The sequence below is a fragment of the Gaoshiqia sp. US2 genome, assembly GCF_059705485.1.
In genome coordinates, this window is the sequence record NZ_AP048550.1 from 5,380,371 (window position 1) to 5,406,755 (window position 26,385).

General features: G+C 46.4%; 19 protein-coding genes. 1 reads left to right on the plus strand and 18 read right to left on the minus strand.

The window, feature by feature from the left end:
* Positions 1 to 56: 56 nt before the first annotated feature.
* From AC6H3C_RS21705 to AC6H3C_RS21730, 6 genes are all read right to left on the minus strand, one after another.
* On the minus strand, positions 57 to 1,613 hold the full coding sequence (locus tag AC6H3C_RS21705; RefSeq protein ID WP_497517643.1) for a DUF4957 domain-containing protein: 1,557 nt from the start codon (positions 1,611 to 1,613) through the stop codon (positions 57 to 59).
* Between the two features lie 29 nt (positions 1,614 to 1,642).
* On the minus strand, positions 1,643 to 3,427 hold the full coding sequence (locus tag AC6H3C_RS21710) for a RagB/SusD family nutrient uptake outer membrane protein (protein ID WP_497517644.1): 1,785 nt from the start codon (positions 3,425 to 3,427) through the stop codon (positions 1,643 to 1,645).
* 20 nt (positions 3,428 to 3,447) lie between these two features.
* Entirely contained in the window at positions 3,448 to 6,975 is a 3,528-nt protein-coding gene (locus AC6H3C_RS21715) for a TonB-dependent receptor (RefSeq protein ID WP_497517645.1), read from the minus strand.
* 126 nt (positions 6,976 to 7,101) lie between these two features.
* Positions 7,102 to 8,073, minus strand: a complete 972-nt coding sequence (locus tag AC6H3C_RS21720; RefSeq protein ID WP_497517646.1) for a FecR family protein — start codon at positions 8,071 to 8,073, stop codon at positions 7,102 to 7,104.
* Between the two features lie 81 nt (positions 8,074 to 8,154).
* Complete coding sequence (locus AC6H3C_RS21725; protein ID WP_497521288.1) at positions 8,155 to 8,733, minus strand: RNA polymerase sigma-70 factor; 579 nt, start codon at positions 8,731 to 8,733, stop codon at positions 8,155 to 8,157.
* A 135-nt stretch (positions 8,734 to 8,868) separates the two neighbouring features.
* A complete protein-coding gene (locus AC6H3C_RS21730; RefSeq protein WP_497517647.1) occupies positions 8,869 to 9,645 on the minus strand; it encodes an NIPSNAP family protein in 777 nt (258 codons plus the stop codon).
* Positions 9,646 to 9,728: 83 nt separating this feature from the next.
* On the opposite strand from AC6H3C_RS21730, the gene AC6H3C_RS21735 reads away from it, so the two are divergent.
* Complete coding sequence (locus AC6H3C_RS21735) at positions 9,729 to 10,499, plus strand: TIGR02757 family protein (RefSeq protein WP_497517648.1); 771 nt, start codon at positions 9,729 to 9,731, stop codon at positions 10,497 to 10,499.
* A 33-nt stretch (positions 10,500 to 10,532) separates the two neighbouring features.
* On the opposite strand, the gene AC6H3C_RS21740 is transcribed toward AC6H3C_RS21735, so the two are convergent.
* The 12 genes from AC6H3C_RS21740 to glmM form a co-directional block, all read right to left on the minus strand.
* Complete coding sequence (locus AC6H3C_RS21740) at positions 10,533 to 11,186, minus strand: ABC transporter ATP-binding protein (RefSeq protein ID WP_497517649.1); 654 nt, start codon at positions 11,184 to 11,186, stop codon at positions 10,533 to 10,535.
* Between the two features lie 38 nt (positions 11,187 to 11,224).
* On the minus strand, positions 11,225 to 11,494 hold the full coding sequence (locus AC6H3C_RS21745) for a Sec-independent protein translocase subunit TatA/TatB (RefSeq protein ID WP_497517650.1): 270 nt from the start codon (positions 11,492 to 11,494) through the stop codon (positions 11,225 to 11,227).
* Positions 11,495 to 11,611: 117 nt separating this feature from the next.
* Positions 11,612 to 14,617 carry a protein translocase subunit SecDF gene (gene secDF / locus AC6H3C_RS21750; protein ID WP_497517651.1) on the minus strand — a complete coding sequence of 1,002 codons (3,006 nt, stop codon included), beginning with the start codon at positions 14,615 to 14,617 and terminating at the stop codon, positions 11,612 to 11,614.
* 112 nt (positions 14,618 to 14,729) lie between these two features.
* Complete coding sequence (locus AC6H3C_RS21755) at positions 14,730 to 15,137, minus strand: hypothetical protein (RefSeq protein WP_497517652.1); 408 nt, start codon at positions 15,135 to 15,137, stop codon at positions 14,730 to 14,732.
* 127 nt (positions 15,138 to 15,264) lie between these two features.
* Entirely contained in the window at positions 15,265 to 15,717 is a 453-nt protein-coding gene (locus tag AC6H3C_RS21760; protein ID WP_497517653.1) for a retropepsin-like aspartic protease, read from the minus strand.
* 143 nt (positions 15,718 to 15,860) lie between these two features.
* Positions 15,861 to 16,796, minus strand: a complete 936-nt coding sequence (gene mdh, locus AC6H3C_RS21765; RefSeq protein ID WP_497517654.1) for a malate dehydrogenase — start codon at positions 16,794 to 16,796, stop codon at positions 15,861 to 15,863.
* 213 nt (positions 16,797 to 17,009) lie between these two features.
* On the minus strand, positions 17,010 to 19,196 hold the full coding sequence (locus AC6H3C_RS21770) for a DUF5916 domain-containing protein (RefSeq protein ID WP_497517655.1): 2,187 nt from the start codon (positions 19,194 to 19,196) through the stop codon (positions 17,010 to 17,012).
* A gap of 49 nt (positions 19,197 to 19,245) precedes the next feature.
* Positions 19,246 to 20,484, minus strand: coding sequence for an efflux RND transporter periplasmic adaptor subunit (locus tag AC6H3C_RS21775; RefSeq protein WP_497517656.1), 1,239 nt, complete (start codon positions 20,482 to 20,484; stop codon positions 19,246 to 19,248).
* Between the two features lie 5 nt (positions 20,485 to 20,489).
* The gene (locus tag AC6H3C_RS21780) at positions 20,490 to 21,971 is read right to left on the minus strand and encodes a TolC family protein (protein ID WP_497517657.1); all 1,482 of its coding nucleotides are present in this window, start codon (positions 21,969 to 21,971) and stop codon (positions 20,490 to 20,492) included.
* Positions 21,972 to 21,988: 17 nt separating this feature from the next.
* Positions 21,989 to 23,368: an ABC transporter permease gene (locus AC6H3C_RS21785; protein WP_497517658.1), complete on the minus strand. Its 1,380-nt coding sequence runs from the start codon at positions 23,366 to 23,368 to the stop codon at positions 21,989 to 21,991.
* 25 nt (positions 23,369 to 23,393) lie between these two features.
* Positions 23,394 to 24,773, minus strand: coding sequence for an efflux RND transporter periplasmic adaptor subunit (locus tag AC6H3C_RS21790; RefSeq protein ID WP_497517659.1), 1,380 nt, complete (start codon positions 24,771 to 24,773; stop codon positions 23,394 to 23,396).
* 225 nt (positions 24,774 to 24,998) lie between these two features.
* Entirely contained in the window at positions 24,999 to 26,381 is a 1,383-nt protein-coding gene (gene glmM / locus AC6H3C_RS21795; protein WP_497517660.1) for a phosphoglucosamine mutase, read from the minus strand.
* Between the last annotated feature and the right edge of the window lie 4 nt (positions 26,382 to 26,385).

The following is a 26,385-nucleotide window of genomic DNA, read 5'->3' on the forward strand; positions in this document are numbered from 1 at the left end:
AAAGGAGGCTGTACATCAAACGATACAGCCTCCCTGATTATCAATGGTGACATCTCCTATTGTCTCCAGCGCGGATCACCCACCGCGTTGTCGAGCAAGGTTTGGTTTGTCACGGTAAAATTGCCTCCGGCCGCATTGGTAAAGCCCGGATTCAACGTGGTAAAGTTACTGGTGTCGTATTTAAAATTGGTCGTTGACTGGCCTTCCAGAAATTGGTAAAACCACGGCGCTTCGTAATAATTATTGTTCAAAAATGCTGGCTGCGAGGTATTGGCCTGGTTGGAATAGAATCCTATCGTACTGGCAATTATCGTATTGCGAACCGTCAGCGAGTTATTCAGAAAACGCACATACAGGAGCCTACGGGTAGAGGCTTCGGTATTGCAGGCACCCACAATCGTGCAATGATCAATCAATACGGTAGACGTAAGTCCGGTTCCGGAATACCCGGCTGCAGCATCCATCCGGATAAAGTCCCTGGCCGACGAGCATTTATTGAAAGTGCTGTTGGTTATACTGAGGTTAGCCAGGTAGGTCGTCCTGAAATCAATAAAATCGCCGCCATTAGTCAAAATATTGGTCATCACGGAATTATCAATCGAAACCGAAGTCACTTTAGAAGCTACATTTCCCGCCACAGACGAACGGTCATAGTCATGGATGTTACAACCGCTGATGACCAAAGAACCATATACCAAACCCGCGGTATTAAAACGGAAGACATCGATCAGCGTGCCGTTGCCGTCCAGTTCCAGGTCACTGATGGTCACATCCTGTGCACCTGCTTCGAGTGAGAACTGAATGTGCACAACAGGTTTATTATACGGATACAAGCCCCTGATGGAGATCGACTTGTTAAGCACCACTGCTCCGGTATATTCAAGGTATTCGCCCGGATACAAAACCAGCATATCGCCGGGTGCGGCAGCAGCAATCACAGCGCTCAGATCATCTTCCGGATATACACGGGTAGCATTTCCCACATCGATCAGTGTGGTGAAAATAATCGTCCCTCTTTTTTTGGAATCCCAAAATAAATTAACTGTATACGTTGTTTCGCCCGTTAATCCCTCAATAAGGGCAACACCGGCTTCCTTTTCGTCTGCGGTGATGACGCGTTGGGTTTGTCCGTTTATCAGCAGGTGAGTTACTTCGCTACCGGCAGGCCACCTGAGGATAGCATATAATGCATCAACATCCCCATTCTGCATAAGCAGAAATATATTTTCAGGACTGGTCATAAAACTAACCTCTGCCCATTTTGAATCGTTCACCCCGGATTCGCTGACCCCTTTCACCCTGGCCGAATAAGCTGTTTCTCCATCCAACTGGATGCTAACAGGCACTTCAGACGGATTAACATTTTTTGTTACAACAGTCGACGCAAACGTATTTTCACTGATTTCAACCACATAATAGTCGGCATCATCGCGAAGGCTCCAGGTTAGTTCGGCGGTGGTCATATTCCGGATTCGCACAGTCAGATCGAGCGGTGTAAACACCCGTTCAAACTGCAATTCTTCCACGAGCGGGTCAATTTTGTCCTCGCACGACACGACGGTCAGAGAGAACAGCCCTAATATCAATAGTATATTTTTGAATCTGTTTTTCATACCTAATTTTTTTCACGTTTGTCTGAAATTTAATACCCGTAATCGTTTACCAACTGGTTGTTGCTGGCATCAATAAAAACCTGCCAGATAGGCCAGAATTGCCATTCGTTGGGGTTCCGGACGTAGATGGTTTCAATTTTGGTATCATTTAACTGCGATGCGCTGACCCATGTTGTATTAAAATCATATTCGGTCGCTTTATCCTCGTTCTCACCCCGGTTAAGCCCGTAAATAATGAGCGATTCGTCGTCGTCGGCATATTTGTAATAGATTTTTTCAGGCACATCGGCATATTCGCCCGACCGTCCACGGAGCGCATACATTTTGGTTTTGGCTTCATCCATCTTGACTTTCAGCAGGTTCCAGCGGATTAAGGCTTCCTTGCGGATCATTTCACCCGTAAATTCCAATTTATGTTCCTCTACAATCGCGTTAAACATCGCATCTTTGGTGGTCAACGCGTTGACATAAGCGTCTACCTTGGTTGCCCATTGCGAAGAAGGGAACGCACGTTGTCGGATCATCTTCAAATATGGCGCGGCGGCAGTTGGTCCTTGCAGTTCGTTGGCTGTTTCGGCGGCCATTAAAATGACTTCGGCATACCGCATGTACAGTTTGTTCACTCCGTCGTCGTTGGTAGAAGTTACGCGGCGGTCCATCCATTCATACCGGTATTTGCCAAAATACCAGGTGTTAAGGCTGGTAGGTTCCTGCCGGGCCCATCCGTCCACGGCAGTTCCGTAACGGTAAGGTACGCAGGTCACATCGCGGCGGGTATCGGCCAAATCGTAATCATAAAACAGGTTGGGAAGCGGCCCGGCCTGTCCGCCACGGTTTGCGCCGTTGGCATGGTGCTGGTCGTTGGAGTTGTGCCGTACCGCAAAAGTGAATAGTACACGGCCACGTCCGTCTGCAAAGGGCAGTTCCCAAAGCGACTCGGCCCCGGCGGCAACAATGTCCCGGCAATTCTTTCTGAAAATCGTTTCGAATGAAGACTCCAGGTGCGCCGTACCGCTGTTGATCACATCCATACATTCATTATACGCCGTGGTGTACATGATATTAGCAGCCAAATCCGGATCAGCACTTTTCCTGATCCCGTCGGGATATTGGGAATAGCCCCCGGCATTCAGACAAAGCCTCGCACGTAAACCTTTAACAAACGCTTTATTGACACGTTCGACCGTACTGGTGGCGCTGGTTTCATTTGGCCAGGGCACCAGGGCAGCAGCTTCTTCCAGATCGGCGATCAACTGTTTATAAATCACATCGCGGCTGGATTTTGGCAGATAAATGGTTTCGGTTGTAATGGGTTCAAAGCGTGCCGGCACATCGCCCCAGGCTTTTACCAGGTCGGAATAATAGATAGCCCGTAAGGTCAACGCTTCGCCAAGCAGATAGCCCAACTCGGTCCCCGGTTGCGGGTTGCCGTATGTTCTCAGCCCCTTGATACAAATATTGGCCCGTTCAATCCCTGAATACATCATCGCCCAGGCATTGTTGGTTGTATTCATATTTGAATTGGTCGGGGTCGCGCTGTATGTAGCCAACTCGGAATTGGCTCCTGCTGTTTGCGACGAGTTGTACCATTCGCAATCGGTGTTCATTCCGTACCAGGGTAAAAAGCGTCCGCGATAAGAATTGGTCTCCGCGAAAGGAATTTTAATCCCGTCCACCGCGCCTTTAGCCAGGTCGGGGGTTGAAAAGATCACCGATTCATCCAGTGACGACTTGGTAGGCGCCTCGAGGTAGTCGTCGCACGATATTGCCAATCCTGCAACAACCAAACCGATTATATATGCTAGTTTTTTCATATTCAAATTCATAAGTCAGGTTAAAAATTAAGATTTAAACCAAAAACAATTTGCCGGCTCCTGGGATAAGCCGAATAGTCAACACCCGGGGTCAAAGCCGTTTTTCTTCTGGTCGAGACTTCGGGATCAAAGCCCGAATAATTGGTGATCAAAAACACATTATACCCGGTGGCATAAAACCTCAGGTTCTGTATTTTCATTTTTTCCGTTACCGACGAAGGCAAGGTATAACCAAGGGTGAGAGTACTCAAACGGAGAAAAGAACCGTCTTCAACCGCCCAATCGCTGAATACGAACCGGGCCATGTAAGGCGACCACATGGTGGTACCGGTATTTACGGCGCCCAAAGTTGCCAGATCGGTTACCAAATCGCCGGTGGTTGGATCAATATTGGTCCACCGTTTACCTTCAGCCATGATGTCAATAAGATTCCGGTACTGATATCTTGGTGTAGACGAAGTATATTCAATCTTATTGGCATTGTAAACATCGTTGCCATAACTCCAGTTAAACACAGCAGTCAGATCGAAACCATAAGCCCGTCCGTTAATTGTAAAACCGCCGGTATGCAAAGGATTGGCATCGCCAATAATCTCCCGGTCATTTACCGTAACCAGGTTATCATCGCCCGAAATATTTTTGAGTTTCATCAATCCGGGGGCCGGATTCCCGACAATAGCAGTCGCGTCGACCACGCCTTCTTTCAATATCCACCGTTCTGTCGTAGCATTATATCCTTCAAAATCGGACACTTCATAACGGCCATCGGAGCGAAACCCGTACATTTTCCCTACTGAGCCGCCTTTGGCTATCCAAAAATCATCGCCAATTTCGGTCGATGCCCAGCCTGTTGCAGAGCCAAAGTCTTCCATGATACCCAGCGACTTAATTTTATTTTTATTGAAACCGATGTTGAAATTGAAATTCAGGCCATAGTCCTTTTTCTCAATCGCCGACCAGTTTAACGACACCTCCAATCCCTTGTTCCTGGTTTCTCCCATATTCCGGTATTGGGTATTGTAACCGGTACCGGCAACGGGGAATTCGATCAACAGGTCTTTGGTATTATTCAAATAAGTTTCAATCGTACCGCTTAAGCGGCTGTTAAACATTGCAAAGTCGAGCCCTACATTCCGGGTATAGGTTGTCTCCCATTTCAGGTCGGGGTTGGCCATCGTTTTTGATGCCGACCAGAAGTTCCCGATGCCGTTGATCCAAGCGCTGGTGCCGGATTCAAAAGATTGGGTCATCTGTCCTGAAGGAATGTTGTTATTTCCGGCGGTACCATAACTGAGCCTCAGTTTCAGATCGTCGAGCCAGGATGAGCTTTGCTGCATAAAACCTTCTTCGGAAACCCGCCATGCCACGGCAGCCGATGGGAAGTACCCCCACCCTTCCCTGAACTTACTTGAGCCGTCAGCGCGGAACGTTGCTGAAAGGAGGTATTTGCTTTTGAAATCATAATTTAAACGCCCGAAGAATGAGAGCAGTTTATCGTCAGGGCTGTAATTGTTGTCGGTTGAAAAAGGTTTTCCCTGCGTGGTAAGTTTTAATGCTTCACGAAAGGTAAATAGTTCCGGATAACCGTGAACAACAGAAGTGAGTTCGTTGGTGTTGGTTTCTACCATCTCGTGTCCCAACAAAAGCTTCATGCTATGGTTTTCATCAAGAAGTTTTTTGAAGTCATACGACAAGGTGTTCGTGTTCCTGAATCGTTCCTGCTTGCGGTCCCGAAGGATCAATGCAGGATGGCCCTGATTTTCAGACGTGGGAGCATTTTTGATGTAATAGGTAGTCAATCCGTAAAACCGGTTGTCATTACTATTATAATTATCCAGACCAATTTCGGTTTTCAATTGCAGGTTCTCGGCCAAATCCCATGAAAAGCTGGCTGCCATGTTATAATTCTTCCTTAATTGCTCCCGGTCGTTGTCAGCAGCAGCTACAATTGGATTGACCAAATAGCTGGCAATTGCTTCGTCGGTATCATCGGTGGTTAAACCGCCCAATGGGATTGGCGAATAGGTCACACTGTGCTTCAATCTGGAATCAGCAGAGGATGCCTCGTTTTGTTCATTGGCCCCACCTCCGTTGATCTTGGTGTCGGAATAACGGAAGGAAAATGCCAATTGCACCTTGCTATTCGGGTTGTGGTTCAGTTTAAACGACAGGTTGTCGCGTTTGAAATCTGAGCCGATCATAATTGCCTTTTCATCGATGTGTGCGTAATTAAAGGAATAGCTCATTTTATCGCTTCCCCCCCTGATGCTCAGATCGTGATTAAACACTTCGCCGGTCCGGCCGTAAACCTGTTTTTGCCAGTTGTTTCCTTTTTGCCCAACATACAAGTCCTTGTCCTGCCAGGTACCATAATATTTCTCATACGAACTGAGGTTATCTATCCCATCGTCCAGCACCGCGTGTTCGTACTGCCAGTTGACGTAATCTTCCACGCCGAGAACATCCAATGTTTTTGCAATCCGTTTAAACCCAAAATAGGAATTGTAGCTCACCGAAACTTTGCCGGCTATCCCGCTTTTGGTCGTCACAATAATAACCCCGTTAGCGCCCCGCGACCCGTAAATGGCCGTCGATGAGGCATCTTTCAGCACATCGATGGATTGAATGTCGGACATGGCGACATCGGAGATGCTGTTTACCGGAAATCCGTCGACAATAAACAAGGGCGAATTGTCCTGGGTGATGGAGCCCCCGCCACGTACGCGAATTCTCATCTCGGCATCGGGCGAACCTTCGGTTGACAAAACCTGAACCCCGGCCAGCTTACCGGTAATGGCTTCGGCCGCACTGGCCACCGGAATGGCCGCCAAATCCTCACCCTTCACCGAGGCAACCGAACCAGTGATATCTTTTCTCTTCATGGTACCGTAACCAATGGCGACCACTTCCTCCAGCCCGATGGTTTCCTCCTGAAGAACTACATTCACAACCGACTGGCTTACCACCACTTCCACTCGTTTCATCCCGACAAAAGAAAACACGAGCACAGCACCATCCGGCAGGTTATTCAGGCTGTAATTACCGTCAAAATCAGACAGTGTTCCGGTGGTAGTGCCTTTTATAACAATACTCACACCCGGCAGCGGACCGCCGTTGGTATCAGTTACTTTTCCGGTAACGGTTCTAACTTGCTGATTGATCAGCTTATTCCCGGGTTTTTCATCGTTTGAATAAAGGACAATCTGACGGTCTTTAATCAGGTATTTGGTCGTTGTACCATCAAACAGCGCATTCAATACCTCATCAACTTTCTTATTCTGCAACTCCAGATTTACCAGACGGTTCACATCTACCTCGCGGTCGTTGTACATGAAAAAGAATTCACTTTGATCTTCAATCGCCCGAAGTACATCTTTTACCGTTGTATTCTGAACTTTGAGGTTCAACTCAGTGCTTTGCGAATAAACCTTCGCCTGAAGACTGATAAATGTGACCAGCAAAAGTAAGGTTGTCAGTTTCATAATGCGAATTAATCTCGACAGGTGATATATTATCCTGTCATCGTTACACAACAATTTTTTTTTCATAAGTTTGTCTTACAAAGTTAAACATACCCCCAACCAGGGTTTTAATTTTTTGTAGTAAGAGGGAGGTGTTACAGCACTTTCCTCTTCATCATTTAACAGCATGGTTTTAAATTCAATAAGTCTGTTTCATTTTTTACGAATGGTTACTTTATTTCCGTTTATTTCATAGGTAATCGGGGTGGTAATGGACAGCAATCCCAGCATTTCCCTCAAACTTTCGGTGCGCAGCGCCAGGGTGTAGCCCTCTTTATCCTTCAGCTCCGGGTCCAGTTCGATTTTTACCCCGTACCACCGTTCCATTTTTTTCACTACCTCGGAGAAGGTCGCATCATCGAAGCGAAGCATTTCTTCTTTCCAGGAAGTAAACAAACGGGTATTAACTTTTTCGCTCACCATTTGTCCCGAAAGGGTATTGATGCGGTTTTGTTCCCCGGGATTCAACAGCGTTTTTGTGCGATTCGCTTTATTCATAATTTCTATACTTCCCTCCTCGAGTGTTGTAACAACTTCATTATCTTCAATATACGCAGAAACATCAAATTTAGTTCCCAACACTTTGATCTCGGCATGAGGGGTTTGAACTGTAAACGGATGGTTTTGGTCTTTAGCCACATCAAAATAGCCTTCACCCGACAAAGTTACATTCCGGTTATGCTTAAAGTTAACCGGATACACCAGGCTTGAGCCACCGTTGAGAAATCCGGTTGAACCATCGGGTAAGGTAAAATGCACCCTTGAACCGGATGGGGCGCCAATTTGAGCATAGGAATCTGTCACGGGCGAAGTTTGAGAGGCCAGGTAAATCCCGCCCAATAATAGCGGAATTAACAGAAAAGCGGCAACCCGGTAGTAAATCAGCAAGGCTGTTGATTTGAGGGAACGTTTTTGCGAACGGGTGTTGATGTAAAAATGAACCCGATTGAGAACATGCTGCAGTTCAACCCGGTCCGATGACGATTTTTCCCAGTGTTCACGGGCAATCTCTGCCAACTCAGGCTCATTTGCTGCATGAAGGTAGGCATCAAATATTTCCGGATCGTCAACAGCCTGCGGCGACTGAAAATTTTGTCTGATCCGGTTTTTTAAGTTCTGATCCATACATCACAATATTAGGTTGTGCTTATTAGGAATATCCGCAACGGCGCCTTTGCACCCAACCCAGTTGTGATTTTTTTTTATTTATTGAAGAAAAAGACAAAAGAAAAGTGACACGCCGATGGTTTCGCGCTCCAGATTATTCTTTAAATACCTCAAAGCCAAATTCATATGATTCTCGACTGTACTTTTGCTGATTTTCATTTCTTCAGCAATATCCGTCGTACTTTTACCTTCAAAACGACTTTTCATAAATACCGTCTTACGTTTCTCAGGCATTTTGTCGATCAACGAATCAATCAGATCTTTCAGAGAGGCATAATTAATATCGATTTGCTCGTACGCCTGGCCATCCGGCGCCTTGGCAGTATATTCAACATACTTTTGAAGCAGGGCTTTCGATCGAAAGTGTTTCCTGATATCATTAAAAGCGATGGTAAACAGGTAAGAACGGAATTCGTATTCCGCTTTAATCTCTTTGCGCTTTTCCCAAATCCGGCAAAAGGTTTCCTGAACCAATTCTTCAGCATCTTCCTTCGATTTCAGGTAACCGTACGCAAAATGATAAAGCTTTGAACTGTAAAACTCAAAAAGTTGATTAAAGGCAAGAATATTGTCTTTATTCAACTTTTTGATCAATTGTTTTTCTGTATTTAAACTCACCTTCTTCAAGCTTCTTTCCCTTTAAAAACCTTTCGCTTCGTTCAAACTGCTACGACTATCCGTAAAATTAACGACAATTACGGCAATTACAAAAATCGCCGGCTACCGAAAGAACAGTTGGAAGCCGGCAATCGATCAGATTTGTGAATAATCGAGCGGAAGCAAAAATATTTTATTGACTACACTTACTGTGTTGACATACTCGGGCCGGTTTTTCATTTCGTCCCAGTCGGGGCTGCCAATAAACTTCTGCCAGTTTTCGGCACGTTCGTCCAGGTTGCGAAACCAAAGCATATACATCAGCGCCGGCATTTGCGGCCCGGCCAGTATCTCGCCGAAGAAGGTGGTATGCAGGCCTACCTGATCGAACAAGGCCAATTCTTCCCGGTTGAACATCCCGATTTTTCGCTGTCCGGCTTCTTCATTGTGGCTTTCGTATGTCCGCAGTTCAAAGATTCCACGCTGTTTGTCGGGCATCCGCAGTTGCGGAATCGCGTCGAAAGCCTCCATCAAATAGGTTTCGAAGCGAATATAGGTTCCATTTTCTGCCGTTTCGTCAAAATAGCTTTTCGATTTTTGCAGAAATGCTTCATTCTTCCAAATGGCTTTTTTTATTTCGTGATAAGCCGTCATCGACGGGAAAACCAGCAGGTAATAAACAACAGGCGGGTCTGCCTGACTGTATTCGCCAAAAGCGCCCACCGTAACGCCATATTCATTTAATGTCGGGATCAGGGTTTCGCGGTAAAACCGGTCGACCCGGCTTTTTTGCCCGCCGTTTTTAAACCGGTACACGCGCCATTCATAAATTTGTTTTTCGCCCCCGGGAGCAGGAACCGCGGCAATCGCAGAACCAGCCACAGCTGCCCCGGCCATCATGGCCGAACCTTTTATAAAGTTTCTTCTTTTCATGGATTAAGTTTAATGGGTTAAAACAATGAAATTACATAAAATTCACACAATAACTTATCTTTATCCCAAAAGCTTTACGACAATTGAAAACAATCAGTCCCGAAATAAAAGAGTTCCTGGAAGAAAGGGCAAACAGATACAATCAGCCAGCTTTTATCGAAACCGACCCGATTTGCATTCCGCACCGGTTTGAGCGAAAAGAAGACATTGAAATTGCCGGTTTTCTGACGGCCACCATTGCCTGGGGCAGCCGAGCCACGATTATCAAAAATGCCTTAAAGCTGATGGAACTGATGGGAAACGCTCCTTTTGATTTCGTCATGAGCCACCGGGAACATCAACTGGAACGTTTCGGCGGCTTTGCCCACCGGACCTTCAATCAGACTGATCTGCTGTATTTTATAAAAGCCCTGAAATACCTCTATCAGAAGCACGGAGGTCTGGAGCCGGTATTTTCGGAGTACGCGACACCCCTATCAACCCAACCGGCCATTCACGAGTTCAGGAAGATTTTCTTTTCACAGGCGGATCCGGGCAGAACATCCAAACATCTGTCCGATCCCGCCAAAGGGTCGGCTGCCAAACGTGTAAACATGTTTCTGAGATGGATGGTCAGGGACGACCGGCGTGGGGTTGACTTTGGTCTGTGGAAGCATATAAAACCGGGCCAATTATCTTGTCCGCTGGATATTCACTCGGGCAATGCCGCCCGAAAATTAGAACTGCTTACCCGAGAACAAAATGATGCCCGGGCATTGGAAGAGCTGGACAAAAACCTGCGTTTGATGGATCCGCTTGATCCGGTGAAATTTGATTTTGCCTTGTTTGGACTGGGAGTATCTGAGAAATTTTGAAAATGAATCGCTATTTTCACGGACAATGTTCATCTAATCTTCGATTCGCCCGTCGCGCATGCGGATAATCTTATCCGACTGACGTGCAAAATTCTCGTCATGGGTGACGATCACCAGGGTTTGGTTAAAGCGGTCGCGCAAACTGAAAAACAAATCATGCAAATCTTCGCGGTTTTTGGCATCGAGGTTTCCCGAAGGCTCGTCGGCCATAATCACCGCCGGATCGTTAATCAAGGCGCGGGCCACCGCAACCCGTTGACGTTCTCCTCCTGACAATTCGGCCGGTTTATGCGTCAGACGGTTGCCCAAGCCTAAAAATTCAAGCAATTCCCTGGCTTTCTGTTCCGCTTCTTTTTTCGATTTTTTAGCTATGAATGCCGGGATACAAACATTTTCAAGCGCATTAAACTCGGGCAGGAGGTAATGAAACTGGAAAACAAAACCGATTTCCTGGTTACGAAAGGCGGCCAATTGTTTTTCGCTTAACGAAAAAACCTGCTTTTGTTTGATCTGAACCGTTCCGGTATCGGGCAGGCTTAAGGTTCCCAGGATTTGGAGCAAGGTGGTTTTCCCGGCGCCGCTGGGACCCACGACCGAATAGAGTTTCCCTCTGGGAATCTCCAGATCAATGCCTTTCAGCACCTGCAAATCGCCAAACGATTTTGTTATATTTTCTGCTTTAATCAAGGGGATTCTGCTTTCTTTTTCAATTGCCGTTTCCCGGATTAATCTTTCAATCCTTCGTTGATATCTTTTGTCAGCTGATTTGTTCCTTCTTTCACCGAAGAAGAAATATCGTTAATATCCCGCTTAAAATCACCGGTATTCTCATTGATTTCCCGCTTGATTTCATTGGTGGCTTTTTTAAATTCCCGGACTCCTTTTCCAAGTACGCGGGCTATATCGGGTATCGATTTCGACCCAAAAAAGAGCAGGGCAAGCAACATGACCATCACAATTTCGCCACCACTGATAAATAATACAGATGCAGTCATTTTTAAAATTTTCAACAAATATACAAACAAGTTCAGTACATCCTTATCCGAAGTCAACCTTAAGCTCATAAAAAAACCCCGGCGAAAACCGGGGTTTAAATTGATCATCGATCTGATTTATTTTTTCCTTTCGGCAATTTTGATCACCTGGCGTTGCGTATCGTACACAATCGGGCTGGCAACAAAAACCGAAGAGTAAGTACCAACCAACACACCAACCAGCAAGGCAAAGGTAAATCCCTGAATGGAAGTACCGCCAAACAGGAAGATGGCAAGCAATACCACAAAGGTAGAAAGCGATGTACTGAATGTACGGCGAAGCGTTGAGTTCAGCGCTTCATCGACATTTTGTTCGCGGTTGCGTTTCGGGTGAATCTGCAGGTACTCGCGAATCCGGTCGTAAACAACCACCGTATCGTTAATGGAATAACCCAATACCGTTAAGATGGCGGCAATAAAAGCCTGGTCGATTTCCAACGAGAACGGTAATAAGTTATGGAAAAGGGAGAAGATCCCCAATACAATGATGGAGTCGTGTGCAAGAGCAGCTACCGCTCCCAGGCCATACTGCCAGTTACGGAAGCGCAACAAAATATAAAGGAAGATGATAATCAGCGAGAAAACAATCGCGATCAGGGCATCTTTCTTGATATCATCCGAAATGGTTGGCCCCACCTTTTGCGAACTCATCCGGTAGTTCGAGTCAAACTCTTTCAAATCGACACTGCTGTCGATAAAACCACCTTTTTTCAATCCCTGGAGTAACAGGTTCTCCACTTCAGCATCAACCACGTCGTTCAGTTCTTCAATCTTATATTTGGTAGTTACTTTTACCTGGTTGTTCCCGCCAAATGTTTTCACTTCAGGCGCATGTCCGTAAACCTCAGCCAGTGCGTTGCCCACTTCAGCCACTTTTACTTCCTGATCGAAACGAACCACATAAGTACGTCCTCCCTGGAAGTCGATTCCATAGTTAAAGCCACGGGTAAAAATCGACAACAACGAAATGATCAGCAAAGCGCCTGAGATCATATAAAAGACCTTACGTTTTTCGAGGAATTTGATCCGGGTATTTCTCAACCAGTTATCGGTAAACTTCGAAGTAAAGGTGATGTTTTTGTTTTTACTCAGCTGACGTTCAAACATTAAACGGGTCAGGAATATCGCAGAAAACAACGAAGTGAAAATACCAATGATTAAGGTGGTTGCAAAACCTCTGATCGGGCCTGAACCAAATAAATAAAGCACAACACCCGTCAGCAAGGTAGTCACCTGGCCGTCGATGATGGCAGAATACGCATTTTTATAACCATCGGCAATGGCAAGTTTTAAGCCTTTCCCGGCTTTAATTTCCTCCTGCACCCGTTCATAGATCAACACGTTGGCATCAACCGACATACCGATTGTTAACACGATACCGGCAATACCCGGCAAGGTAAGCACGGCGCCAATCGAAGCCAAAACTCCGACTACGAAGAAGAGGTTGGCAACAAGCGCTACGTTCGACGTAAAACCGGCGCGCTTGCTGTAAAAGAACAACATGTAACCAAGTACAAGCATGAAAGCCACCGCAAACGACCACATCCCGCTGCTGATCGCTTCTTTACCCAGCGACGGACCAACCACTTCTTCCTGGATGATGTGGGCCGGGGCCGGCATCTTTCCTGATTTCAGAATGTTGGCAAGGTCTTTCGCTTCTTCAACCGATTCGAGACCGGTGATACTGGAGCGTCCGCCGGTAATTTCAGAATTGACGGTTGGATACGAACGGACATAACCATCGAGGATGATGGCGATGGACTTTCCGATATTATCTTTGGTAAGACGCGCCCAAACCTTCGCGCCTTCAGCGTTCATGGTCATCGATACTTCAGGACGGCTTCCAAATTGTTCGTAATCCTGACGGGCATCCACAATCACGCCGCCATCAAGCGGCGCACGACCGTCGCGGCTGGTCACTTTCACGGCAATTAAGCGGTAGAAGTTTCCGGCATCGTCAACCGGTTTTGATGTCCATTTCAACGAAAGGTTGCGCGGCATGATAGCCTTCACCTGCGGCATATTGAAATAACTGCCCACAGTCGCTGTATCTTTAAAATGTGCCGTACCTACCACCGGACCGGGGTATAACTGTCCTTCCATCGTTGTACTTGGCGTCAGCACGGCAAATAACGGATATTGTTTTTTGAAATCGCCAAATTCGTCTACCTCGGTTGAGTCGGTCGTACCGCTTTGCAATTCGTCGAGCAAACTGCCTGCTTCGGTTTGCACGGCTTCGGCGGCCTCTTCTCCGGCTGTTTCCGTTTCAGCTTCGGTTCCAGGTTCAACTTTCGCCACCGAAAGATCCTGCACCTCTTTTATTTTCTGGTTAACCTGCATCAACACCGGGTAAACCTCGCTGTTTTCGTATGTTTCCCAGAATTCGAGCGACGCGGTTCCCTGTAATAACTTACGCACACGTTCCGGGTTATCAACGCCGGGCAATTCAACCAGGATCCGACCACGGGTCTGCAAGGGCTGAATATTTGGCTGGGCCACCCCGAAACGGTCGATCCGGGTACGGATAATATTAAACGAGTTATCGATAGCGGCATCCGTTTCTTCGCGGATAACGCGAAGCACTTCGCTATTGGGCGAATTGTACTTCACTTTATCTTTCAACTCGAGCGTGTTGAAAATAGCAGCCATCTGGGCGTTCGGATCAACTTCTTCAAACGCGCGTCCAAACAGGGTGACAAAATCGTCCTGGCTGTTACGCTGCATTTGAACGGCCCGGTTAATGGCGGCATTAAAGGTGCTGTCGGTGCTGTAATTGGCCAGCGACTTGATGAGGTCGGCCACCGACACTTCAAGGGTAACGTTCATCCCGCCTTTCAGATCAAGGCCCAGGTTCATCTCCAGTGCTTTTACATCCTTGTAGGTGTATTTTTTCAAGCCAAGAAAATTGTAAACGGTTTCTCCCGAAATCGAATCGAGGTACACCAGCTCCTTCATTTTGTCTCCTTGTGCATACGCACGCGCATCTCTTTCCACTTTGCGCGAAACGTATGAAAAGATTAACTGGTAAGCACAAACCAATGCCAGCAAAATGGCAAAAGTTCTGATTAATCCTTTGTTTTGCATTTGTATAAAATTTTAGATTGTAGGTATTTGTTTTTTAAAGCATTCATTGCTGAGACGCAGATCATGCCGATCATCCGGCCATCAGATCCCGTTATTTCAGTCTGAAAATCAATCAGGCTACCGACGGATAATCGTCGGGATTGGCATGATGACAGAAATTGAATTTCATGAAATGAGCCATGAACAGAAACGAAGGATGCTCATTTACTGATTCGGCTTTAAGCAGGTAGAAGGTCCTGCAATTATGATATTGGGTGAGAAAATCGTTTTGGCTGGCGTCAAAAATCAGCCCAGTGAACAGTTTATCGGCGCCGGAAAGCAGCTTGAATGTATTGACCGGATTACAAAAAAACACTTGCGCATTCTGCAAATTCACGGTTTCTGAGCGGTTTTCCAGTTCGTTGATCAACTTACCGGAACCTTCGTGATACACGTCAAACAGAACAGCCAGGCCAATTGCCGCAAAAAACAGCAATAAGCGGCAACGCAGTGTTTTTGATATGTATTTTTTCAGTTCCATTTTGAATAGCCCGCAAATATATCGATTTTTAAAAGAAGATGAATGCCTGTATTTCTTTTTTAAAGCAGATTTTAATACATCAACGCCAAGGCTTGCTATAAAATATGCCGGCACCGATATTCCGGGCTTAACGCTTCAGCGGCTTCTTATAAAACGAGATGGTTTCGGTCTGGTAATCAATGCGGCAGCCGTAAGCTTTCAGCACATCGCTTCCCAGCAAACCCGAAATCCGGATATCGCGGTATTTTTGATAAATGCTGTTGACATGTGAAAGATCGATCAGGGCCACTTTTAAGTCCTTCATCTTCACCTGACCAAACTTCAGCTTTTTCAGGCGTCCAACCTGGGTTTCAACCATACCAACACTGATCCCGGCGCTCTGATATTCTTCATTGCCGGTATTCTCAACCAGTTCGTAACAATCTTCGAGGTTCCGGTCAAACACCGTTTTGGAAGCGCCGGTATCTACAATCCAGAAAGCCGTTTTCTTCCCGGGTAGTTTGCCTTCCAATACCAGGTGAAAGTTATTTTCCTCGAGTTCAATCAGAATCAGCGGAAGTTCAGTTATTCGTCCAGCCATCAGTAAATTTTGATTCGTTTTCACCGCTGTTTTGCCAATCTATTTCCTGACAAAGCAAACAATTTCATAAAATTGAAAAAAAAGCCTCTGCACTTGCAGAGGCACTAAATATAGCTTATAAAATGATTTTCTGAAGACCTGAATTAAAGAATGTTCATTCCGTCAAGAATATCCATGATGCCTTTTACTGCCTTGGCCGACTCGAACAACAAGCCTTTTTCTTCTTCATTCAACTGAACTTCGATGATTTCTTCAACCCCGTTTTTGCCCAGTTTTACCGGAACGCCAACGAACATATTATCCAGTCCGTATTCGCCTTCGAGCTTTACGCAGCAGGGGAAAATCCGTTTTTGGTTCATCACGATGGCTTCAACCATTTGGGCAGCGGCAGCTCCCGGCGCATACCAGGCTGAGGTGCCCATCAGGTTTACCAATTCGCCGCCGCCGTTTTTCGTGCGGGTGATAATTTTATCCAGCTTCTCCGCATCAATCATTTCTGTTACAGGAATCCCGGAAACAGTGGTATACCGAGGCAGGGGAACCATGGTGTCGCCATGTCCTCCCATCAGCAGGGCCTGAATATCGCGCGGCGAAACGTCGAGCGCTTCGGCCAAAAATGCCCGGTAACGGGCTGTATCCAACACGCCGGCCATACCCATAATCCGGTTCTTTGGAAATTTCGCCGTCACGTAAGCCGCATAGGTCATGACATCCAGTGGGTTTGAAACGATGATAATCTTCGCTTCAGGAGAATACCTGATCACGTTTTCGGTGACGCTCTTAACAATCCCGGCGTTGATTGAAATCAAATCGTCACGGCTCATTCCGGGTTTGCGCGGAACGCCGGAGGTGATCACGACAACCTCGGAACCGGCTGTTTTTGAGAAATCGTTTGTAGATCCTGAGAGGCGGGTATCATAGTAATTAATGGGTGCGGTTTGCCACAAATCCAATGATTTTCCTTCTGACAATCCTTCTTTAATGTCAACCAGCACAACTTCCTGCACAATGTTCCTTTCGGCAACAATCTGAGCACAAGTTGCGCCAACATTTCCGGCCCCAACTACTGTTACTTTCATAATATTCTGTTTTTGGTTTCTAAGAATTTTTTTTGCGCTGACAAAGATAAAAGGTATTTTGAAATACCCTAAAAAACAGCTATCCGTATTAACAATTTAATAACTGGTTAATAAAGCGTTTAGGCATCAACACCGCCTGAAATTTGCACCCTGAGAAATCGTCCGTCCAGCCGCTTTCGTCCGGATGAAAATACAACCTGAAAAATCGCGCTGTCAGTTAAACCAATAGGACAATTTCATGACCAACGCCCTGTTGCGCGAACTCCAGTCGCCGGTAAAATAATTATCGGTATACACTACGAAAAAGTCTGAAACAGGTTTATACCGCCACTGAAAGCGCATATTGACGTTCATGTTGTCGATTTGCTCATTGTACTGAACAAAGGTTGACAAAAAAAGTTTATCGGAGAAAGTCAAATCGAGTTTCGGGCCAATCAGCAGAAAATCAGTTGCACTGAAGGGCTCAGGAAGACGAATTCCGTTATAGCTAAAATTCAAGGAGAAATTCACATAGGGCTGAAAACGGTAACCCACCATACCTTCTACCAAATCGATATGCCCGTTAAAGAAACTTCCTTTCGAACAGGAGCCGCTCCATTTAAATGCGTTGCGGTTATCCGACATGAATTCGATCCAGCCTCGCCAATTGCTATACTCCGAGCCTGCCGGTAAAAATACATTGCTTTTATGTGTCGGATCAAAATCGTCGAGCAGGCGCACAAAAAAATCTTTCACACCGATCTTCGCGACAGCCCGGCTCTGAAATTCAAACTGGTAACTGAGGGTTTGTTCATGATCAATTTTACGGTATTCCGTATCATAAAAATTCTCAATATTAATCGTAAAGCCGTGAGAAACAATCCGTTTATTTGGCACCCAGGTATATCCCAAAGAAGGGCCTAAAAAATTATAAGCCTTCCGTCGCACATAACCAACTTCGGCGTTATAGTCGCTGCCTACACTTGTCTGCGCAAACGAAAGCCTGATCTTTCGGGTACTATAAACCAAATAAGCGCCCTGGGCGTACTGACCTGCTTTGTGTTCTTCCTCGTCAAACGACTGATGATAAAAAAATTTACCTGTCCAGGTGTTGTCGCCCGAAGCCAGGTTATAATCCATCCCGGCCACCCGGTTGAAATCCCTGATTCCGCCAGTCAATCCGATATTCTCCTTGTTCACGAAAATGAAACCGGCGCTTGAACGGGCAAACATTTTTCGTTGCACGGCCAGCACCGAGTAATTTCGGGTTGGTAAATCCGAAGTTTTATCGGTTTGCATATTCATTAAGCCCAAACGCCAGTCATTTCCTAGCTTTCCGCTCATCCGGGCGCCAAACAACACGGGGGCGTCCAATCCGATCCTCCGTGAAAAAAAGGGAGTAGCCACATCATACCCGTAGCCGCCAAACAGATCGGAATTTTCGAGGAAAAACTGTCTTTTCTCCGGGAAGAACAACTCAAAACGGTCGAGATTGGTCACCTGCTGATCAACTTCAGCCTGCGCAAAGTCCGGGTTAACGGTTAAATCGAGGTTCATGGAACTGGACAAGCCGAGCTTGGCGTCAAAACCAAAGTCTTTGTGGTATGATTCCGGTGTTCCGGCTTCGTAATCCTTCACGACACTCCCAAACACGTACGGAATAACCGAAAACATCATGTTCGACCCGCGCAAGGGTTCTTCCCATTTCAACACCCCGGCATAGGCCAGCGACGAAGTCGGGAACTGGCGGGGCATGGGCGCCCAGGATGATTTCTCGTTCAACTTCAAATCCAGCCGGCTAAAATTGATATGCCATTGATCGCTGCCCCTTTTAAACCGGACGGAACGGAAGGGGATGCGCATCTCTCCCACCCATCGGTCGTCGAAATGTTTCACTTTTGAATCCCATTTGCAGTCCCATATAAGATTACTCTTCGAGCCGTCGTACATCATGCCGTCCCACTTGGCGCCCGATGCCGACAAACCAAAGGTAAACCCGTTGGTCTGATCGAGAAACGGATCGATGAAAAACAAAAAATTATCGTTGTTATTAAAGATGAAATCTTTTCGGAAGGACTCCATGATCCGTTTGCCGGGGAGAGAATCGAAAAATGTAAACGCCAGGTAAAATGCTTTCTCATCATAGGTCATGCGCACCTCGCTCAAGGCTTTGGCAAAACCGCTGTCAAGCGGCAAAATCTGGTAAAAACGGTCTGCTTTTTCGGCCGACTGCCAGTCCGACTCATCCAGAATTCCGTCAAGACGGATCGCTCCGGTTGATTTCTTTACGTGTAATACAAAATCTTTATTGAAAGTCCCCTTCAGGCTGTCGGGCTGCGATTGAAGCTGATTAAACGGGCTGGCAAAGAGTGTCGTACACCACACGCACAGACCGGTTGCAAGGAGAACTGCTTTTTTCATATCAGGATCAGGTCGGTTTAGTCAGGTGGGTAAAAATAGGAAAAATACCCTAACTCTCAACCTGTTCCGACTCCGGTTTATACAACAATACCCGGTCGCCCTCTTCCAGGCCTTTCACCACTACAATATGCTGCTCATCTTCGGCACCAAAATCAACCTTCTGTCGCACAATCTGCGTTCCTTTCTTCAGGTATACAAATTTTGACTTTTCGTCGGAAAAAACGGCCTTTAGGGGGACAAGCAAGGCATTCTCACTGCTTTGAATGATAATATCATTATTGCAGGTCATTCCCGGTTTTAGCTCGGAATCGGCATGGTTAAAACGAATGATTACCTTGAATACCTTCATGTCGAACCCGCTTTTATCTTCTCCCATGTTGGCAATTTGAATGACCTTCCCGGTGAAAACCTGTTCGGGCAAAGCGTCAACCACAATCCGCACCGGATGATCCAAACCGATTTTGGTGATATCAATTTCCTTGATGTATGTTTCGACAATGGCCGACGACATATCGGGCAAATTAGCCAGTTCGCCCCGCCATGTACTGATGTTGCTGTCTTTCGTCAGTTTTTTTCCCAGAAAGTCCTGCCCAATCATCACGATCCCGTCGCCCGGCGAGGTAATTCTTACAGCCCCTATGGCTTTTTGGTATTTATCCAGAATATCCTGAAGGCGTTGCGCGTTGTCCTCGTATCGTCCGATCTGAACTTTCAGCCTGTTTTGTTCCAACCGGAAATCCCGTTTCTTTTTGTCCAGGTCGATCTTCGCCTTCTGCCAGGCCATCTGGGCCTTTCGTTGCTGAGTGCCCGATTCGTATTTCGACATGTCCAGGTCAATTTGCTTGTACTCCAGTTCAAGCAGGGCATTGGTAATCTCTTCCCGTTTTGCAGTTAGTCTTACCGTACTGTCGATCACCGCATTTTTTAAGTCGGCATCCACGCGCTCTTTTTCGGTCACCCGTTCACGCATATTATTCATCAGGTTACTCTGATCGAGTTGGGCGATAAAATCTCCTTTCCTGACAATCTTTCCTTCCTGGATCAGATCGTTAATTTTATAGCTCCACACCCGTAACTGATCATCCTTCAATGCTTCAGGCAGATCGATTTTAATCGATTTTTCACCGTTTACCTCGCCCCTGCCGGCTACCAGCGCTTCGAGCTTTCCGCGCTTTACAACGGCAGTTTTTCCGTCGCTCCCGCCGCGGGGAAAAAACAGCCATCCGGCTACAGCGACTACAACGACCATTGTTCCAGCGAGCAGCAAACTTTGTTTATATTGTTTCATGACTGTTACTTTTCAAGGAGTTTATCGTACTCAACCGAAAGACTCTCGTTTTTGACAAAGTCAAACAAGGTTTTCATCCGCAGGGTGTAATAATAGTTCCAGTAACGACGAACCGCATTGATATAGGATCGGCGTGCCGTTTCCAGGTCGTTCCGGGCAATATTGAGGGTGGTCACATCTCCTTTCCCGATTAAAAACCGTTGCAGGGTCACCTCGTAACCTTTCCGGGCTACGGTATCGGCCAACCCGGCATTCTTCACCTGCTCGGCCTGCAGGTTAAATTCGATCACATCCTGAAAAAGCTCCTGCTCAAAGTCGATCCGGCCCTGTTCAATGGTCGCTTTTACCACTTCCCGGTTATATTCGGTCATTTGATATCGTCCCTTGCGGCTCCCCCAGTCAACAATCGGAACACTCACGCCCAAACGAAACCGCTGGCTGTTATCCGGGTTTTTGTACACATCCGAAAACTCGGGAGCCGACTGATCCAATCCGTAAAGTGCAAAAATGCTGGTATTTAACCCGGCCTCCGACTTGGCTCTCGCCACATTTTCATCCTGTTCCAAAAGTTGCTGCCGGTGCCCGATAACGATGGGGTTATTCTCCAGCGCTTTGTCGATGGCCACTCCGGCTTTAACTTCTACCTCAGGAATATCGGCCGGAACAATACAATCGACAGTCGTGGTTTTTTCAAGGCCTAAAAAGGAGTTCAAATCGGCTTGCGTACGCTGCACCTCCGATTTCGCAGCATTTAACGACTGTTTGGAATTCAGCAGGTTTAACTCCATGTTCAGCAGTTCGCCCTGGGTAATGGTTCCTACCTGAAAGCGTCCCTGCCCAAGCCGGTAAAGCGTATCGGCGCTCGCTAAATTATTCTCGGCAATGTTTAACTGGATCTGGGCGTCGACCAGGTTGAAAAATTTACCCACTGCTTTGATCGACAAAGCCTCGCGCGATTCAATCAGGTTTTTTTTGGCCTTTTCAAATTTGAGCGGTTCAATTCTTGACTTCCATTTCAGCTGATTGTAACCATTCAAACTCTGCGTATACCCGATACTGATCGGAGTCGACTGGTAGGAATTATTCCGGCTGTTGCCCAAATTTTTCACCATCCCCAACTGCGATTGCAAAAACAGGCTGCCGCCTGTTAGGGCTACGTTCTGGTTCAGCGACAAACTGAAGTCAGAGTTCAAATATTCCCGCTGTACATATTCTTCTTCGTTGGTTTGAAAATTGTATTCGCGGGTACGGTAGCGGTTAAACACCACCGGGGTTGCATCCAGGTTCAGGCTCGGGAGCTTATCAGCCTTGTAGTAACGGAATTCCCAGTAGCTGGCGCGGTACATATTGTCGATACGAAAGGCATCAATTGAACTTTCCGATGCCATTTCAATCACATCTTCAAGGGTAAGTTTCAGTTTTTCGGATTGAGAATAGCTGCTCACCGAAAGTAAAACAGCCAGTATCAGTAGTAACAGGTATTTCATTTGCATAGCTTTATGGTTTATTGACGAAGGGATTCTACGGGATCTTTTTCAGCCGCCTGTTTTGCCGGAAGGTATCCAAACGAGATTCCCACGAGGGCCGACACCCCAAAGGCAATCAGGATACTGAAAAACGACACAATTGTTTTGATATCGAAGATCATGGTAATGGCTTTCGACAAAGCCACCCCAAGCAAAATCCCGATAAGGCCCCCGGTGACGCTGATCAGGGTCGATTCGGCCAGAAACTGCGCCACAATATCCTTCCGGGAAGCGCCGATGGATTGGCGCAGGCCGATTTCGCGGATACGTTCCAACACCGAGGCCAGCATGATATTCATGATCCCGATTCCGCCAACAATCAGCGAAATCCCTGCAATCGCCCCCAACACAATATTGAAAACGTTTTTGGTTCGCTGCTGCTGTTTCAACAGCAGTTCGGGAATGGTGACCTCAAAATCGTAAAGTCCCGAATGCCGGCGAAGTAACATCCGTTTCACCACGTTGGCCGTCGCACTCAATTGTTCGGTTTCTTTAACCTGTATAATAATTTTGCTGAGCTGGTTGATATTGGGATCTTCGTCAATCGCGTCTTCATTTTGGACCATGCCGCCAATAATGATGACCCCTCCTCCGCTTCCGCCTTTATTGGAGTTCGCTTTTTCCACCTCGTCGCCCCTAACCAGCGAACGGTCTTTAAAACGAAGCAACAGTGTTTGTACCGGGATAAAAATTTTGTTGTCGGAACTGCTGATGCCCATTTCGTCGGAGGCCGAAGCAGTAAAGTCGCGCCGTTCAACCACGCCGATAATCTTCAACCAGATTTTCCCGCATTTGATGTATTTGCCAATGGGATTCTCCTGGTTGAAAAAAACATTCCTGATGTTATCGCCGATGATGCAAACCGGTTGTCCGGTTTTATTCTGGTAATCATTAAAAACAGTTCCCTCCTTCAAATTAATATTAAAGAGGTCAAAATAATCACGGGTAGTCCCTTCCAGCACTACCGGCTTACTTTTCCCGTCGACAACCGCCGAGTAGTTGAACGAAACAACCGGACAAACCTTATCAACCGAAGGGATCACTTGTTCAATGGCTTCTACATCAAGTAAAGTTAACCCCTTGGAGAATTTTTTGCTTCCGCCCTTATTGTCGTCGTCGCTGTTGCTGTCTGAATTGCCTACAACCAGGTTTGTCGGAGTTACAATGATATTGTTTACCCCTACCATTTTAATCTGTTCCAGAATTTCATGTTCGGCACCGTTGCCGATAGCCATCATGCTGATTACCGCTGCCACGCCAAAAATGATCCCCAATGCTGTTAATAAGGATTTGACCTTATTGGCAAAAATGGCCTCCACGGCAATAATGATATCGTGTAAATATTTCGTTATAAACATATTACTTCCTGCTAAATTATGTCGATTACCTGATTATCACATTAGCAGGCATTCCGGCCGGCATCCCCTGTTGTGGCAAAGCTTTGTTTTTTTCATATTCCAGCCGGGCTTGGTCGGCCTTCTTTCGTTGTTCTTCCTGTTCCTGTTTGATCTCGGCGTAAATATCAAGGCCGCTAAATGAAAAATTTTCCGCGCCCTCAGGTTCGTTCAGGCAGATTTCGTCGCCTTCCTGAAGCCCTTTGGCGACCATCACAAAGTTTTCGTTCTCGCCTGAAAGTTTGACAACTTGTTTCAGATAACCTTTTCGGTTCAGGTACACGTAACGCATACTGTCGTTTTCAAAAACAGCTTCTGCCGGTATAAATAAGGTATCGGCAAAGGTATTGGTAACAATCACATTGCTGGTGGTCATAGCCGGTTTCAGGTCATTGTCTTCTCCGTAAATTTTAATTTTTACTTCAAAGACTTTGGCATCGCTGTTTGGCATGTTTTGCCCGATGTTGGCAATCGACACGACTTCGCCGCTCATGGTTTTATTCGGAAAAGCGTCGATCCCGATTTCAACCGGTTGCCCTTCTTTTACCCTGGAGATATCAATCTCGTTGATGTAAGTCCGTGAAATCAGGTTGGTCATATCGGGAATAGTGGCCACCGAACCGTTTCCTCCCACTTCGGACCCAACTTTGGTAATTCCCCAGGGATTTTTAATGTAGGTGATAATACCCGATTTCGGCGAAGTAATGGTTAGCGAACCATACAGTTCTTCCAGACCCCCGTAGCGTTCATTTAACTGCCGGTAAGTGATGAACCGTCGGTTTACTTTATTTTCTTCCTGCTGTACTTTCAGTACATACGCTTGTTTCTCCTGTTCATACTTTCGTTGGGCTTTGTCGAAATCCATTTCCGCTTTTTTCTGAATGGAAGGAGACTCATAAACGGACTCCTTCACCGCGATTTCTTTTTCCTCCATTTCGAGCATGGCATTGGTAATGGCATCGCGCTGATTGGAAAGATTCAGGTTCGAGTCAATTTTCGCATCCTGATACTCCGAATAAGCTTTATCCAATTCATCCTGAGCATTTTTCAGCTGCTCCTGCACTGCGTCAGGATCGAGGCGGGCCACAAAATCACCCGAATCCACATAAGTTCCTTCATCCACCAGTTCGGTGATTTTCAGACTCCAGATCCGCAAACTGCGGTCGTTTAGTTTGGCTGGAACCGGAATACTTTCTTTGTTCTCCGACTCGATCTGGCCCGACGCATAAACTTTCACATCAAAACTCCCTCTCTGAACTTTCGTGGTGAGGATCAAATCTCCCGGTTCGGCAGACCTGAAAAACAAAAATACAACCAGTAAAAGAACGGGGATAAGAAGTGCGAACAGTAATTTCTTCCTGCTTTTCATGAACTTAGTTAGTTATTAGTATTATTGGATCAATCGTGAATTAAAGTTAAGACGATTTGTTAACCGCTATGTTGTATTCTGCATCATCCGGAAAGGTTTAACATGTTATAAAAGTTCAACCGCTTTATATCGAATCAACAAAGAAATTGTTCGAAAAATTCTTTTGTTAAACGCAATTATCATGCCAAAAAAAACCCGGCTCTTGCCGGATTCTGTTATTATTTGTTAAATGTGCTTTTCAATATCCCTGATTAGTTGCCGGGCCAGTATATCTGCCGTTTCCGGATCTTTTGCTTCGGAGTAAATCCGGATAATTGGTTCGGTATTTGATTTCCGAAGATGCACCCATTTTTCGGCAAAATCAATCTTTACCCCGTCAATTGTGCTGACCTGCTCGTTCCGGTACTGCTTTTCGATCTTCTCCAGAATCAGGTCGACATCAATCCCAGGTCGCAATTCAATTTTATTTTTTGAAATGAAATAATCCGGATAGGTCTTTCTAAGTTCAGAACACTTCAGTCGCGATTGGGCCAGTTGGGTAAGGAACAAGGCGATTCCGACCAGGGCATCACGTCCGTAGTGCAATTCCGGGTATATAATCCCCCCGTTGCCTTCTCCTCCTATTATGGCATTGGTTTCTTTCATTTTAGCAACCACATTCACTTCGCCAACAGCCGAAGCTGCATAACTGCATCCGTGTTTCTCGGTGACTACGAGCAGCACCCGCGAAGAAGATAAATTTGAAACGGTATTCCCCGGCGTATTGGCCAAAATGTAATCGGCCACGGCCACCAGGGTATATTCTTCGTTAAACATACTGCCGTCTTCGCTGATGATGGACAAACGGTCCACGTCGGGGTCAACCACGAAGCACACATCAACCTGTTCTTTTTTTACCAGCGCGCAGGTCTCGGTCAGGTTTTCAGGCAGGGGTTCGGGAACGTGGGCAAATTCGCCGCTTGGCTCGTCGTTGATGGGAACAATGTGTTTTACTCCCAGAGCCCGGAGCAGTGCCGGAATGGCAATCCCGCCAACCGAATTAACCGAGTCGAATGCTACCGAAAAACCGGCTGCACGGACCAGCCCTGCATCAACCAGTTTCAAGGCGAGAATTTGCCGGATATGCTCATCCAGGTAATCTTTTTCGCTGATCTTTCCCAAATCGTCGACACCTGCAAAACTGAAACTTTCTTCTTCAGCATATTTCAGGATGCTTTCTCCTTCGGCTCCCGAAATAAATTCGCCTTTATTATTCAGTAACTTAAGCGCGTTCCACTGTTTGGGGTTATGGCTGGCAGTTAATATAATGCCACCGTCGGCTTGTTCGCCGGTAACTGCGATCTCGGTGGTTGGCGTGCTGGCCAGTCCGAGGTTTACCACATCGCAGCCCATACCCGATAAGGTGGCGCAAACCAGGGCATTCACCATTTCGCCCGAGATACGGGCATCGCGGCCTACCACTACTTTTACTTTTTTTGACGAAGATACTCCTTTCAGCCATTTGGCATAAGCCGCTGTAAATTTAACCACGTCGAGCGGCGACAAGCCTTCGCCGGGTAATCCGCCAATCGTTCCGCGAATTCCGGAAATTGATTTTATTAATGTCATATTT

Coding starts and splice junctions, on each gene's coding strand:
- AC6H3C_RS21705 (WP_497517643.1), bottom strand. CDS start 1,613: ATGAAAAACAGATTCAAAAATATACTATTGATATTAGGGCTGTTCTCT.
- AC6H3C_RS21745 (WP_497517650.1), bottom strand. CDS start 11,494: ATGACTGCATCTGTATTATTTATCAGTGGTGGCGAAATTGTGATGGTC.
- AC6H3C_RS21785 (WP_497517658.1), bottom strand. CDS start 23,368: ATGTTTATAACGAAATATTTACACGATATCATTATTGCCGTGGAGGCC.
- AC6H3C_RS21780 (WP_497517657.1), bottom strand. CDS start 21,971: ATGAAATACCTGTTACTACTGATACTGGCTGTTTTACTTTCGGTGAGC.
- AC6H3C_RS21715 (WP_497517645.1), bottom strand. CDS start 6,975: ATGAAAAAAAAATTGTTGTGTAACGATGACAGGATAATATATCACCTG.
- AC6H3C_RS21755 (WP_497517652.1), bottom strand. CDS start 15,137: ATGGAACTGAAAAAATACATATCAAAAACACTGCGTTGCCGCTTATTG.
- AC6H3C_RS21730 (WP_497517647.1), bottom strand. CDS start 9,645: ATGAAAAGAAGAAACTTTATAAAAGGTTCGGCCATGATGGCCGGGGCA.
- AC6H3C_RS21710 (WP_497517644.1), bottom strand. CDS start 3,427: ATGAAAAAACTAGCATATATAATCGGTTTGGTTGTTGCAGGATTGGCA.
- secDF (WP_497517651.1), bottom strand. CDS start 14,617: ATGCAAAACAAAGGATTAATCAGAACTTTTGCCATTTTGCTGGCATTG.
- mdh (WP_497517654.1), bottom strand. CDS start 16,796: ATGAAAGTAACAGTAGTTGGGGCCGGAAATGTTGGCGCAACTTGTGCT.
- AC6H3C_RS21760 (WP_497517653.1), bottom strand. CDS start 15,717: ATGGCTGGACGAATAACTGAACTTCCGCTGATTCTGATTGAACTCGAG.
- AC6H3C_RS21790 (WP_497517659.1), bottom strand. CDS start 24,773: ATGAAAAGCAGGAAGAAATTACTGTTCGCACTTCTTATCCCCGTTCTT.
- glmM (WP_497517660.1), bottom strand. CDS start 26,381: ATGACATTAATAAAATCAATTTCCGGAATTCGCGGAACGATTGGCGGA.
- AC6H3C_RS21775 (WP_497517656.1), bottom strand. CDS start 20,484: ATGAAACAATATAAACAAAGTTTGCTGCTCGCTGGAACAATGGTCGTT.
- AC6H3C_RS21720 (WP_497517646.1), bottom strand. CDS start 8,073: ATGGATCAGAACTTAAAAAACCGGATCAGACAAAATTTTCAGTCGCCG.
- AC6H3C_RS21770 (WP_497517655.1), bottom strand. CDS start 19,196: ATGAAAAAAGCAGTTCTCCTTGCAACCGGTCTGTGCGTGTGGTGTACG.